Annotated in this window: 12 protein-coding genes; 2 read left to right on the forward strand and 10 right to left on the reverse strand. The window is 72.2% G+C overall.

The features are described 5' to 3' along the window. Positions 1-130: 130 nt before the first annotated feature. The gene (locus HMPREF3159_RS16295) at positions 131-1,498 is read right to left on the reverse strand and encodes an ABC transporter substrate-binding protein (protein WP_070502253.1); all 1,368 of its coding nucleotides are present in this window, start codon (positions 1,496-1,498) and stop codon (positions 131-133) included. Between the two features lie 157 nt (positions 1,499-1,655). On the opposite strand from HMPREF3159_RS16295, the gene HMPREF3159_RS16300 reads away from it, so the two are divergent. Together HMPREF3159_RS16300 and HMPREF3159_RS16305 are read left to right on the forward strand one after the other, a co-directional pair. Next, on the forward strand, positions 1,656-2,423 hold the full coding sequence (locus HMPREF3159_RS16300; RefSeq protein WP_070502254.1) for a DeoR/GlpR family DNA-binding transcription regulator: 768 nt from the start codon (positions 1,656-1,658) through the stop codon (positions 2,421-2,423). Further along, positions 2,420-3,859, forward strand: a complete 1,440-nt coding sequence (locus HMPREF3159_RS16305; protein ID WP_070502255.1) for a family 4 glycosyl hydrolase — start codon at positions 2,420-2,422, stop codon at positions 3,857-3,859. Before HMPREF3159_RS16300 ends, HMPREF3159_RS16305 begins: the two co-directional genes overlap by 4 nt. 35 nt (positions 3,860-3,894) lie before the next feature. On the opposite strand, the gene HMPREF3159_RS16310 is transcribed toward HMPREF3159_RS16305, so the two are convergent. From HMPREF3159_RS16310 to HMPREF3159_RS16350, 9 genes are all read right to left on the reverse strand, one after another. After that, positions 3,895-4,728, reverse strand: a complete 834-nt coding sequence (locus tag HMPREF3159_RS16310; RefSeq protein WP_070502256.1) for an aldo/keto reductase — start codon at positions 4,726-4,728, stop codon at positions 3,895-3,897. Positions 4,729-4,993: 265 nt separating this feature from the next. Continuing rightward, a complete protein-coding gene (locus HMPREF3159_RS16315; protein ID WP_070502263.1) occupies positions 4,994-5,725 on the reverse strand; it encodes a GntR family transcriptional regulator in 732 nt (243 codons plus the stop codon). Between the two features lie 218 nt (positions 5,726-5,943). Then, complete coding sequence (locus HMPREF3159_RS16320; protein WP_083305999.1) at positions 5,944-7,017, reverse strand: Gfo/Idh/MocA family protein; 1,074 nt, start codon at positions 7,015-7,017, stop codon at positions 5,944-5,946. Continuing rightward, positions 7,014-7,895: a 5-deoxy-glucuronate isomerase gene (gene iolB, locus HMPREF3159_RS16325; protein WP_070502257.1), complete on the reverse strand. Its 882-nt coding sequence runs from the start codon at positions 7,893-7,895 to the stop codon at positions 7,014-7,016. The genes HMPREF3159_RS16320 and iolB overlap by 4 nt, the downstream gene beginning before the upstream one ends. 37 nt (positions 7,896-7,932) lie before the next feature. Next, positions 7,933-8,868: a Cgl0159 family (beta/alpha)8-fold protein gene (locus HMPREF3159_RS16330; RefSeq protein WP_070502258.1), complete on the reverse strand. Its 936-nt coding sequence runs from the start codon at positions 8,866-8,868 to the stop codon at positions 7,933-7,935. Then, on the reverse strand, positions 8,865-9,902 hold the full coding sequence (gene iolC, locus HMPREF3159_RS16335; protein WP_070502259.1) for a 5-dehydro-2-deoxygluconokinase: 1,038 nt from the start codon (positions 9,900-9,902) through the stop codon (positions 8,865-8,867). Before iolC ends, HMPREF3159_RS16330 begins: the two co-directional genes overlap by 4 nt. 197 nt (positions 9,903-10,099) lie before the next feature. Beyond that, on the reverse strand, positions 10,100-10,489 hold the full coding sequence (locus HMPREF3159_RS16340) for a tautomerase family protein (RefSeq protein ID WP_070502260.1): 390 nt from the start codon (positions 10,487-10,489) through the stop codon (positions 10,100-10,102). Between the two features lie 129 nt (positions 10,490-10,618). Next, on the reverse strand, positions 10,619-11,623 hold the full coding sequence (locus HMPREF3159_RS16345; protein WP_070502261.1) for a sugar phosphate isomerase/epimerase family protein: 1,005 nt from the start codon (positions 11,621-11,623) through the stop codon (positions 10,619-10,621). A gap of 30 nt (positions 11,624-11,653) precedes the next feature. Further along, the gene (locus HMPREF3159_RS16350) at positions 11,654-12,847 is read right to left on the reverse strand and encodes a Gfo/Idh/MocA family protein (RefSeq protein WP_070502262.1); all 1,194 of its coding nucleotides are present in this window, start codon (positions 12,845-12,847) and stop codon (positions 11,654-11,656) included. Positions 12,848-12,987: the final 140 nt, after the last annotated feature.

Genomic DNA, 12,987 nt, shown 5'->3' on the forward strand with positions numbered 1-12,987 from the left:
CGATCACGGTGCCGACGCCGACAGACACGCGGACGCGCGTACGGCCACCCCGTCGGCGGTCGCTCCCGCGGCCGTCCCGTCGGCTGCTCCTCCTGCCCGTGCCGTGCTCCGGTGAGCTGACGCCATGTGGTCAGGACCCCTCGGTGAACGCGGCGTAGTCCTCCTGCAGCGCGTCGGCGGCGGCCGCGGGCTCGGCCTGCCCGCCGATCACCTCCTGCAGGGCGGCCCCGGCGGTGTCGGCGAAGGACGGGGTGGCGTAGTCGAGATAGGGCAGCAGGGTGCCGTCGGTGGAGACCGCGTCGAAGGCCTCGTAGACGTCCTTGTTCACCCCGGACTCGGGGGCGAGCTCGGCGGTGCGGTTCACGGGCATGCCCCCGTTGTCGGCGATGAGCTGCATCGCCTCGTCGCTGGTGAGGAAGTCGATATAGGCGGCGGCGACGTCCTTGTTCTCGGCGGCGGCGGGGATCGAGAAGGGGATGCCGGTGCCGCCGGTGGTGGCGACCGAGCCGTCGGCCCCGGGCGGCGGGGCCATGAAGCGCAGGTCCTCGCCCATCACGGCCTCCATGTCGGGGGCGAGCCAGGAGCCGCCGATGAGGAGCACGCCGGTGCCCTTGGTGTACAGCGGCCAGGCGTCGTCGTAGGCGAGGCCGTTGGGGGAGTCGCCCATCGCGCCGGAGGTGCCCCATTCGGCGAGCTGGGTGAGGGCGGCGACGTTCTGCTCGCTGGTCCAGTCGGCGCCGGCGTTGCCCATGCCGAGGGTGACGATCTCCTCGGCGGGCACGAAGTTCGCCTGCAGGGGGCCGAAGACGTGCAGGGCCGGCCACTGGTCGAGGTTGCCGAGCACGATCGGCTGCTCCCCGGCCTCCTTCGCGGCGTCGACCAGGGCGAAGAGCTCGTCCCAGGTGGTGGGGGCCTCGAGGCCGAGCTCGTCGAGCTTCTTCTGGGAGTAGTAGATGCCGCAGATCTCGCCGGTCTGGGCGAGGCCGTAGAGGGCACCCTCGCCGAAGGTGACCCCGTCGGCCGAGTAGCGCATCTTCGCCAGCACGCTGTCGCTGAAGCGGTCCTCCCAGCCGTAGGCCTCGGCGTAGCCGGTGAGGTCGGTGAGCAGCTGGTCGGCGACGTAGGCTCCCATGTCGCCGCGGGCGTTGTTGACCTGGAGCACGTCGGGCACGTCGTTGCCGGACAGGGCCAGGCCCGTCTGCTGCTGGAGGTCGTCGAAGGACTGGCTCTGCCGGTCCACGGTGACGTTGGGGTACTTCTCCTGGAACGCGGTGATCAGCGCTTCGATCGCATCGTTCTGCGCGCCGCGGACCTCCTGGTCCCACACCGTGAGGGTCACGTCCCCGAGGGAGGCGATGTCGGTCTCGACCTCGCCGGCCGCCGGGCCGCCGCCGTCGGAGGCGTCCCCGCCGCCGCCGTCCGAGCCGGGGGCGCAGCCCGCGAGGAGCCCCAGGCCGCCGAGCGCTGCGCTGGTCCCGAGGAAATGACGTCGTCGCATGGTGTCCTCCTGAATGGTCGGCGGTGCCGCTCCGTCGCGTCCGCCCGTCCGAGCACCCGGGTGTGGTGCACGGCACCATGATGGCATGAGCTGCGCGAGACTGCACGTTCTTGTTCGAAGCTGCGTTAAGTTGCGTGCTCGGTGTTACGGTATCGCCATGCTGAGCGAGGAGCGCCACCGGGCGATCGTGTCGGCGATCCGTCGCGGCGGTGCGGCGACCGTCGCCGCTCTCAGCGCTGACCTGCAGGTCTCCGAGGCGACGATCCGTCGGGACCTCGACGCGCTCGCCGAACAGGGCCTGGTCCGACGGGTCCGCGGCGGCGCCACCGATCCGCGCGGCTCCGTGCGCCCCGAGGCCGATCCGCGCTCCTTCGCGGACGTCGCCGCCTCCGCCCCCGCCGCGAAGCAGGCGATCGCGGCGCTCGCCTGCACCCAGATCCGCGACGGCGAGGTGATCGCGCTGGACATCGGCACCACCGTCGCCGCGATGTGCCCGCTGCTGGCCGAGCGCTCCCTCACCGTGGTCACCGCCTCCCTCGCTGTGGTGCGGGCGCTCGCGAGCGCCCCCGCGATCGACATCGTCGTGCTCGGCGGGCTGCTGCGCCCCAACTACGACTCCCTCGTCGGCACCCTCACCGAGTCGGCGCTGCGCCAGCTGCGGGTGGACCGCGCCTTCCTCGGCACCGCCGGGGTGCGGGCCGACGGCGCGGTGCTCGACTCCACCCCCAGCGAGGTCCCCGTCAAGCGGGGCCTGCTCGACGTCGCGGCCTGCTCCTACCTGCTGGCCGACCATGAGAAGTTCCCCGGCTCCGGCTTCCTCGAGGTCGCCCGCCTGCCGCGCTTCACCGCCCTGCTCACCGACCGTCCCCTGCCCATCGAGATCGACCTCCCCGAGGGGGAGGCCGTGGAGGTCCTGCTGCCATGAAGCTCACCATCCTGGGAGGCGGAGGGTTCCGCGTCCCCCTCGTCCACGAGGCGGTCGCCACCGCCGCCACCGGCCTCACCGTCGACGAGGTCGCGCTGCACGACGTCGACCCCGAGCGCCTGGCGACCATCAGCGCCGTCATCGAGGAGCAGGGTGCGCGCCTGGCGGAGGAGGGACGGGCCGTCGCCCTCCCCCGCCTGATCGCCACCGCCGACCTGCGCGAGGCCGTGACCGGCGCCGACTTCGTGTTCAGCGCCGTGCGCGTGGGCGGGGCGGAGGCCCGGACCGTCGACGAACGGGTCGCGCTGGGCCTCGGTCTGCTGGGCCAGGAGACGATCGGGCCAGGCGGCCTCGCCTACGCGCTGCGCACGCTCCCCGTCGCCCTCGAGATCGCGCGGACCATCGCCGAGCTCGCCCCGTCGGCGTGGACCATCAACTTCACCAACCCCGCCGGGATCGTCACCGAGGCGATGCGCTCCGTGCTCGGCGACCGCGTCGTCGGCATCTGCGACACCCCGATCGGGCTGGTGCGTCGCGTCGGCCGGCTGCTGGGCGCGGACCTCGTCGCCGGCGAGCGCGGCGCGGAGGTCGACTACGTGGGCCTGAACCACCTCGGCTGGCTGCGCTCGGTGCGGCTGGAGGGGACCGAGCACCTCCCCGACCTGCTCGCCGACGACGCGGCGCTCGAGGAGATCGAGGAGGCACGGCTGATCGGCAAGGACTGGGTGCGGGCCGACGGCGCGCTGCCCAACGAGTACCTCTTCTACTACCTGCACACCGCCGACGCGATCGAGCGGATCACCGGCGCTGCGACCACGCGCGGGGAGTTCCTCGCCAAGCAGCAGGGGGACTTCTACCTCGCCGCCGCGGAGGCCGACGGGCGGGGCCCCGAGGCGCGCGCCGCCGAGTCCTGCTGCACCTCCCCGCTGGACCTCTGGCGCGAGACCCTCCACGAGCGGGAGGCGACCTACATGGCCGAGTCCCGCGACGAGGAGCGGCGCGAGGAGGACGTCGCCGGCGGCGGCTACCAGGAGGTCGCGATGCGGCTGATGACCGCGCTCGCCACCGGTCGTCCCGAGCGGATGATCCTGGACGTCGGCAACATCGCCGCCGGCCGCGAGGACGCCCCTGCGAGCGAGCGGATCGTGCCCGAGCTGCCTGCGAACTGCGTGCTCGAGGTGCTGTGCGAGGTCGACGGCGACGGGGTGCACCCCCTGCCGATCGCCCCGGTGGAGCTGGGGAGGCTCGGGATGATGTCGACCCTCCGCGCCGCCGAGCGGAGGATCCTCGAGGCGGCGACGACCGGCTCCCGCGAGGCGGCCTGGCAGGGCTTCGCCACGCATCCGCTGGTCAGCTCCCCCGAGCTCGGCCGGAGGCTGCTCGAGGGGTACGAGGCGGGACACCCGCAGATCGCGGCGCTGCTCTCCGGCCGCTGATCCCGGGCCGATCCCTCACCTCAGGGCTCAGGAATTCAGAACCCGGGGTTCGCGGGGTCCGCGCCGATCCGCCCGTCCGCGCGGTCCAGGCCGTCGATGCGCTCGACCTCGTCCTCGGTGAGGACGAGCTGCGCGGCGGCGAGGTTCGAGACGATCCGCTCGGGCGTGACGGTCTTCGGGATCACGACGTTCCCGATCGCCAGGTGCCAGGCGATGATCACCTGGCCGGCGTCGACGCCGTGGGCTTCGGCGATCGCGGTGATGACCGGATCCTTCAGGATGTCGCCGCCCTGCCCCAGCGGCGACCACGCCTCGGTGAGGATTCCCTTCTCGGCGTGGTAGCGGCGCAGCTCGGACTGCTGGAACTGCGGGTGCAGCTCGATCTGGTGCATCACGGGGACCACTCCGGTCTCGAAGATGATCTCCTCGAGCTGCGGGATCGGGAAGTTCGAGACGCCGATGGACTTCGCCTTCCCCTCCTGCTGCAGCTCGATGAGGGCCTTCCAGGACTCGAGGTACTTCCCGCGCTGGGGGCTGGCCCAGTGGATGAGATAGAGGTCCACGTAGTCCGTGTCGAGCTTGTCGAGGGAGGCGTCGAGAGCCGCCTTCGCGGAGTCGAATCCCTGGTCCTCGTTGGCGAGCTTGGTGGTGATGAACAGGTCCTCGCGCGGGACGACCGCGGCCTTCACGGCGCGGCCCACGCCGCCTTCGTTCTGGTAGCCGGCCGCGGTGTCGATGTGTCGGTAGCCGGCGTCGATCGCCTGGCGGACGACGTCGGCCGCGACATCGTCCTCGACCTGCCAGACGCCGTAGCCGAGCTGAGGGACGGACCTGCCGTCGTGGAAGGGCAGAGCGGGAACAGCGGTCATGGGCGGAGCCTCCTCGGTATGCGTTTGCCGGCCCAGCCTATGCCGGCGAGCGACGGACCGACAGTCCTTGATCGTCCGGCGAAGGGCCATCGACGGCCGAGCGGGGACGGTGATCGGATCCGCGCCTCGGGCCCCGGCGAGGTCAAGCGGCCCTCGGTCCGTCAGTCGGGCGCGTGCGGCCGCGCCCCGGCACCGATCCCGCTCTCGAGCGCACGGCGAGCTGCAAGCGGACACGCCGCCGGACCCGGGGGCGGCGCCGGGCAGCTCAGGAATCGACCAGCGTGACCTCGAAGGAGTACCGGGACGCGCGGTAGACGTGGTAGCCGAACTCGACGACGCTGCCGTCGTTCGCGAAGGACTTGCGTTCCATGGTCAGCAGCGGCGCGCCGATCTCCTCCTCGAGCAGCTCGGCGTGCTCCTCGTCGGCGATGGTCGCGCCGATCCGCTCATGGGCGAGGACGGTGGTGATGCCGCGTTCGCGCAGGCAGGCGTACAGGCCGGAGGCGGCGAGCGCCTCGCGCGAGGGCGCGATCCGCTCGGGGATCGTGTTGCGCATGACGGCGAGGGGCTCCCCGTCGGCGTAGCGGACGCGGATCAGGTCCAGGACCTGCTCGCCCGGGGAGAGCTGCAGACGGTCCAACGCCTCCGGCGAGGGGCGGCCGATGCGGTACTCGATGATCTCGGTGCGCGGCGCCTTCCCGGCGGTGCGCAGGTCGTCGTACAGCGAGGTCAGCGCGACCTGCCGATTCACAGGGGCCTGCACCACCTGGGTGCCGACGCCGCGCTTGCGCACCAGCATGCCCTTGTCCACGAGCTCCTGGATGCCCTGGCGCACCGTGGGCCTCGACAGCTTCAGCCGCTTCGAGAGGGCCAGCTCGTTCTCGAGGCGGCTGCCCGGGGGCAGCACGCCGGAGCGGATCGCGTCCTCGATGCCGCCGGCGAGCTGCAGGTACAGCGGGGTGCTGGTATCGCGCTCGATCGCGAGGTCCAGGGTGATCGCGCCGTTCTCCGACGCGGCGCTGCCCGCCGCGCCGTTCCCCGGCGCCGCGTGCTCCGTCGTGCTCTCGACCGCGTCGCTCGTGCTCTCGCTGTCCACGTCTGTCTCCTCGTCCTCCGGGTCTCCCCATCGAGTTCCGGGTCCTCCCCCGCCACGGCGCGGGCCCGCTCCGCAGGATACGGGGCGGGCCCGCGCCGGTGCGCCTCAGGTCGGCCGCCTCAGGCGGGGCGCTCCTGCAGGGTCACGTCCACGGCGCCGTCGGCCGTGAGCGACCGCTCCGCCGCCTCGCACACGGCGGCGGCCGCGTAGCCGTCCCAGGCGGTCGCCGAGCGGGGCGCGATGTTGCTGCCGTCGGCCACCGCGGCGACCCAGGCCTGCACCTCAGCGTCGTAGGCGGCGATGAAGCGGGGCCGGAAGTCCAGCGGCACCTGCCCGCCCCAGCGGGAGCCGGCCTGCTGGGTGGTGACGATCCCGGACTCCTGGCCGACGGTCGCCGCGCCCTTCGAGCCGACGAGCTCGGTGCGCACCTCGTAGCCGGCATCGGTGCTGACCCACAGCTCGTCGGTGACCACGGTGCCGGAGGCGGTGCGGAACAGGAACAGCAGCGGGTCGTGCAGCCCCTCGGGCGCCTTCTCGGTGCTGCGCGGCATGACGGTCTGCACCGAGACCACCGGCTCCTCGAGGAAGAAGGAGATCGCGTCGATCTCGTGCACGGCCGAGTCGTAGACCATGTGGGTGTCGGTGAAGCCGGGCAGCACCGAGGCGTTGCGGTGCTTGCAGTTCAGCAGCAGCGGCGTGCCGAGCTCGCCGGCCTCGAGCGCGTCCTTCAGCTCGCCGTAGCCGACGTCGAAGCGGCGCATGAAGCCGAGGGAGACCAGCGGGGTGCCGGCCTCGTGCTCGGCGCGGACCACGTCGTAGGCATCGGAGGGGTTCATCGCCAGCGGCTTCTCGCAGAGCACCGGCTTGCCCGCCTCGATGCAGGCCAGGACCTGCTCGCGGTGGAACTCGCCGGGGCTGGCGATGAGCACGGCGTCGACGTCGCCGGCCGCGACGACCTCCTGCCAGGTGTCGACGACGCGGGAGCCGGGCGCGGCCTGGGAGACCTTCTCGGCGGTCTCGCGCAGGTAGTCACTGAGCACGCTGACGCGCGCCCCCTTGATCCGGCGCGTGATGCGCTCGACGTGGTCGGCGCCCATCCGGCCCACGCCGATCACGCCGACGCGGACGTCCTGCGGGGGTGCGGACTGCGGCGCCGCGTCCTGCTGCAACGGGGCTGCATGCTCTGCGGTCATCGGGCCTCTCCTTCGAGTCGGGGGTCGATCCCGGCGTCGGCCCAGGTGTCGCGCACCCAGCCCTGCTCGGGATGGTCGGTGATGTTCCAGGCCCGCTCCGCCTCGGGGCCGGCCATGACGTTGAGGTAGTACATGTCGTGGCCGGGCGCGGCGGCGCAGGGGCCGTGCCAGCCGTGCGGGACCAGCACCGTGTCGCCGCTGCGCACCTCGGCGAGCACGTCGATCGGCGTGTCCTCCCCGCTGGAGGTGGTCTGGTGGAAGCCGAAGCCGGGTCCGGCCGGGCCGTCCTGGATCTCGTAGTAGTAGATCTCCTCGAGCTCCGATTCCGTCTCGGTGGTCTCGTCGTGCTTGTGCGCGGGGTAGCTGGACCAGTTCCCGCCGGGGGTGATGACCTCGCAGGCGATGAGGGAGTCCATCTGGTCGAAGGCGCCGACGGTGCCGAAGTTGCGCACCTTGCGGGTCATGTTGCCGCCGCCGCGGATCTCGACGGGCACGTCCTCGGCGCGGATCAGCGCGACGGGGTGGGCGCCGGTGGCGACGGCGGTGGCGAGCGCGAAGCGGCCGCCCTGCTCGGAGGCGATCGTCAGCTGGGAGCCGACGGGGACGTAGAGCACGTCGGTCGCCGAGGCGAAGACGTCCTCGCGGCCGCGCAGGTGGTGGGTCTCGCCGGCCACGGTGACGTCGCACGCCCCGTTCAGCGGCACGACCATCGCCTCGACGCCTCCCGCGGTGACCAGCTCGCTGCCCCCCGGGGCGAGGGCGAGGACGCGCAGGCCGGTGTGGACCCAGCCCTCGCGGGCACCGGGATCGATGATCGTCTCGTAGTTCCCGCGGCCGGTGGACCCGGCCGGCAGGTGGAGCTGCTCGGTGGTGCTCATGGATGCTCTCCTGTTCTCGATGCTGGGAGCGGGATCGTCAGGACGCGCTCGCGGAGCGGATCATGTCGACCGAGGCGGAGACCGCCGCGGTGACGTCGTCCCCCGCCGGGTACAGCAGCGTCCGGCCGACGACGAGGCCGCGCACGTTCGGGCGGGCCAGAGCCCTCCCCCACGAGGCGCGGATCGTCTCGGGATCGTCGTCCACGGGGTCGCCGCCGAGGATCAGGGTGGGCATGGTGGTCGCGTCCATGACCCGCTCCATGTCCTCGACCGCCGGGAGCTTCAGCCAGGTGTAGGCGCTGGTGGCGCCGAGGCCCTGGGCGATATGGATGGACTTGATGACCGCCTCCGGGGAGAGGTCGTTGACGACCTTCGAGCCCGGCCCGACGGGGCGGGAGGACATGAACGGCTCGACCATGGCGATCAGCTCGTGGCGGGCGAGGTCGGTGACGGCGTTCGCGCTCGCCTCGAGGATGAAGGAGGTGCGGTCGTCGTCGAGGTCGATGCGGGTGAGCATCTTCCCGCCGTCGAAGCCGGCCTGCTTGATCGAGGCGGCGTCGTAGGCGGTGAAGCGGTCCTCGATCTCCCAGGACCCGCCCTGCAGGCCACCCCGGTTCATCGAGGCGAACACGACCTTGTCCTCGAGCGCACCCATGACCAGCAGGTCCTCGAGGATGTCGGCGGTGCCGAGCACCCCGTCCACGCCGGGCACGGCCAGCGCCTCGCGCATGCGGTCCAGCAGTTCGGTGCGGGAGGCCATGGCCTGGTCGCGGGAGCCGACGCCGAGGGCGCCGCGGGCCGGGTGGTCGGCGGCGATGATCATCATCGTGCCGTCGGTGTCGGCGACGGTGCGGCGCTTCCGCGCGGCGGCGAGGCGGGCGAAGCGGCCCGGGTCCTCGATCCGCACGCGCGTGACCTCGTCGTAGGTCGAGACGAAGCCGCCGGCTCCGACGCTGGTGGGGCTGGTGGTCATCGCTGCTCCGCCCCGACGGCGCCGCGACCCCGCAGGGCGCCGAGCATCTCGTCGACCGTCTGCCCCTTGTTGGGATCGCCGCCCGCGATGAGCAGGTCGATCTCCTCGGTGGTGGGCATGGCGGTGGAGCACTCGAGGCGGGAGGTCACGATGGCGCCGGCCGCGTTGCAGCGGGTCAGCGTCTCCTCGAGGGACTGGCCGGTGAGCAGGCCGTGGCAGAGCGAGCCGCCGAAGCTGTCGCCGGCGCCGAGGCCGTTGATCACCTGGATCATGTTCGGGGCGACGACCACGCGCTCATCGGCGGTCTTGCCGAGCACGCCCTTGGGGCCCTGCTTGACGATCGCGACCTTCACGCCGGCCTCGAGCAGCGCGTCGGCCGCGCGCTCGGGCTCGGTCTCGCCGACGGCGACCTCGCACTCCTCCTTGTTGCCGACCGCGACCGTCGTGTACTCCAGCGCCTCGCGGTACTGCTCCCGCGCCTCCTCGATCGAGGACCAGAACATGGGCCGGTAGTCGAGGTCGAAGACGGTGTGCCCGGCGTTGGGGCCCCCGCCGCGGCCGCGCGCCTCGAGCGCCGCGTGATGCGCGGAGCGGCTGGGCTCCTCGGACAGGCCGGTGCCGGAGAACCAGAACAGCGGGACCTCACGGATCGCGTCGAGGTCGAGGTGCTCGGGCGCGACCTGCAGGTCGGGGGCGCTGGGCTTGCGGTAGAAGTACAGCGGGAAGTCGTCCGGCGGGAAGATCTCGCACAGCGTGATCGGGGTGTTCAGCTCGTCGTCCCTCACGACATAGCGGCCGGAGACGCCCAGGCGCTCCATCTCCTTGACCACGTAGCGACCGAAGGGATCATCGCCCACGCCGGTGATCACGGCGGGCGTGTGCCCGAGGCGGGCCGCGGCGACGGCGACGTTGGTGGGGCTGCCGCCGAGGAACTTGCCGAAGCTGTGGATGTCCTCGAGACCCTTCTCGATCTCCAAGGGGTAGATGTCCACGCCGCTGCGGCCGAACGTGATGATGTCGAGATCAGATGCCATGGCTCTCCATGCCTCCCTGCGTCAGAACCTGGTGCGGTGTCGCGGGCCGCTCTGCCCCACGACCCTCCGGTCACCACCCATGATCACATGGGGAACGGTGTTTGTCCATACAAATATAGGTGATTGTCGGGCGGCCGACGGCCCGCCGCTCGACCTCCCGGGACCGGGGCGGGCGCCCGGCTGCCGGGCGGTCGGGCTCAGAGCTCGCCGGTGAGGAACTGCGCGCGGCCCCGGCCGAAGGACCAGTCCTCGTGACCGTTCTCCACGACGGAGACGATCAGGTCGTCCTCGCGCACGAGACCCGCGGCGGCGAGGCGCTCCGACAGCGCCGCGTAGATCGCCTTCTTCTGCTCCTCGCCGCGGCCCTGCTGGGTGATCTGGATGATCACCACGCCGTCGCTGCGCTCGAGGCCGAGACCGGTGTCCTCGGCGATGATCGAGCCGACGGGCAGGGTCTCGAGGATCTGGTAGCGGTCCCCGGGCGGGGCGGCGAACAGCTCGAGCATGACGTCCTGGACGATGTCGGCCATCTGCCGGGACTCTTCGGGGGTGCGGACATCCTGCTGGGTGATGCGGACGAGCGGCATGAGGTGCTCCTTCTGGGGGAAAGGGGTCTGCGGGACGAGGGACGGATGGCTCGGAGGACTGCGGATCGAGGGCCGGCTGGCTCGGGGAACTGCGGATCGCGGGACAGCGCAGACGACAGGGCTCGGCGCTCAGACCCCGGCGGCCTCGGCGGCGGCGAGCAGGGTGCGGGCGCCGCGCTCGAGGCCCTCGACCTTGCCGAAGGCCGCGTCCTCGTGCTCGATGTTGACGCTGAGGTCCGGGCTCACCGCGGCGAGCGCCGTGAGGAACCGGGTCCAGTAGTCCACGTCGTGCCCCTCTCCGAGGGCCACGAAGCGCCAGGCCGGGTCCTCCGGCCAGGTGCTGCAGTAGTGGCCGATGCCGGTGGGGGTGCGCTGGGCGGGATCCTCGGGCACCGGGTCGAAGGCGGTGTCGAGCACGCCGCGCACGGCCGCGCCGGGCAGCACCGCGGTGTCCTTGGCGTGCACGTGGGTGATGTGCGCGCCGAGCCGCTCGATGCAGTCGATCGGCTCCATCTGCTGCCAGAACAGGTGCGAGGGATCGAGGTTCACACCGATGTTCGTCGGCTCCACGCGGTCGAGGAACTGCTCGAAGGTGAGCGGGGAGAAGACGAGGTTGCGCGGGTGCATCTCGAAGGCGAGCTGCACGTCGCGCTCCCGGGCGAGGGCGTCGATCTCCTTCCAGAAGGGCACCGCGACGGACCACTGGTGCTCCAGGATCTCCAGGTCGATGCCGTTCCAGGGGTTCACGATCCAGGCCGGGTAGCGGGCGCCGGGGTCGGTGCCGGGCGTGCCGGACATCGCGACCACGTCGCGCACGCCGAGGCTGCCGGCCAGCTCGATGGTGCGGCGCAGATCGTGGGCATGCGGGAGGCCCTCGGTGGGCAGCGGGGAGAGCGGGTTGCCGGAGACGGTCAGACCCGTCAGCTCCATGCCCTTGTCGGCGAAGAGGGCGCGCAGCGCGCCGCGCTCCTTCTCGCTGGCCAGCAGCGCGTCGACGTGGGCATGCGGGGAGGGGATGAAACCGCCGGTGTTGAGCTCGGCGCCCTTCAGACCCGCCGCGGCGAGCACGTCGAGGGCCTCGGAGAGGGAGCGGTCCTGCAGGCAGGCGGTGTAGGCACCGTAGGTGAAGGCCATGTCGGGTCCTTTCGGCGGTCGGGGACGGGGTCAGTCGATCTGGATCGCGGCGCCGCTGCGCTCGGCGGACTCGGCGACCGCGCCGAGGATCCGCATCTGGCGGTAGCCGTCGGAGAAGCTCGCGCAGCGCGGCAGGGCGCCGTCCTCGATGCCCGCGACCTGCTGGAGGAAGGCGTGGGCCTGGTAGCTGAACTGCTCGATCTGGTTCAGCCCCACGCCGCCGAAGGCCATGGATGAGCCGTTCTTGAAATAAGGGAAGTCGGGGTTGACCAGCACCTGACGCAGGCCGCCGAGGCCCGCGGGCGAGGAGCCGTCGGCCAGCTGGATCTCGCCGGTGCGGTCCAGGGACCAGGTGGCGGAGCCGCCGGTGCCGAGCACGGCGAGGTTCTTGAAGTTGGGCAGGCCGTGCGCGACGCGGGAGACCGAGAAGGTGCCGGCCGCGCCGGAGGCGAAGCGGGCGGTGAAGGTCGCGACGTCGTCGTTCTCCACCCCCTCCTTCGGGGCGTCGGCCGACGCGGTCACGCCGCGGCCGCCCGCGACGGCACCGGTCACCACGGGGCGCTCGGCGATGGTGCGGACCAGCTGCGCGCCGGAGACCTCGACGACCGGGCCCATGATCAGCTCGGCGGAGTCCACCAGGTGCGAGCCGACGTCGCCGAGGGCGCCGGAGCCCATCGGGCCCTTGTAGCGCCAGGCCATCGGCACGTTCGGGTCGGCGCCGTAGTCGCACCAGTAGCGGGCGTCGAGGTGGGCGACCTCGCCGAGCGCGCCCTCGGCGGCGAGCTTGGCGAGCATGGCGATGCCGGCGTTGCGGCGGAAGGTGTAGCCGGTGGCGAGGACCAGGTCGGGGTGCTTCGCCTCGAGCTCGGCCATGGCCTTCGCGTCCTCGAGGGTGCCGGCCAGGGGCTTCTCGCAGAGCACGTGCTTGCCGGCGGCGGCCATCGCCTCGGCGATCTCGCGGTGCAGGGCGTTGCCCACCACGATCGAGACGATGTCGATGGAGTCGTCGCCTGCGACCTCGCGCCAGTCGCCGACGGCCTTCTCGTAGCCGTAGCGCTTCGCGGCGTCCTCGGCGAAGGGCAGGTGGGCATCGGCGATGGTCGCCAGGCGCACGGGCGGGAGGCCGAGGTCGTAGACGGTGCCGGCCTGGCGCCAGGCGTTGGCGTGGGTCTTGCCGGCCATGCCGGCTCCGATCACGGCGACGGAGAGCGGTGCGGTGGTCATGGGATGGTCCTCTCGGGTCGAGCGGCCGACGGGGTCGGCGGGACGGATGACGTGCGGGGCCTGCGGGTCGGGTGACGAGCAGGGGGCTGCGGGGCAGGTGCGCTGCCGGGCGCCGCCGGGCCGGGCGCGACCGACGCGCG

Source organism: Brachybacterium sp. HMSC06H03, assembly GCF_001807385.1.
GTDB classification, from domain to species: domain Bacteria; phylum Actinomycetota; class Actinomycetes; order Actinomycetales; family Dermabacteraceae; genus Brachybacterium; species Brachybacterium conglomeratum.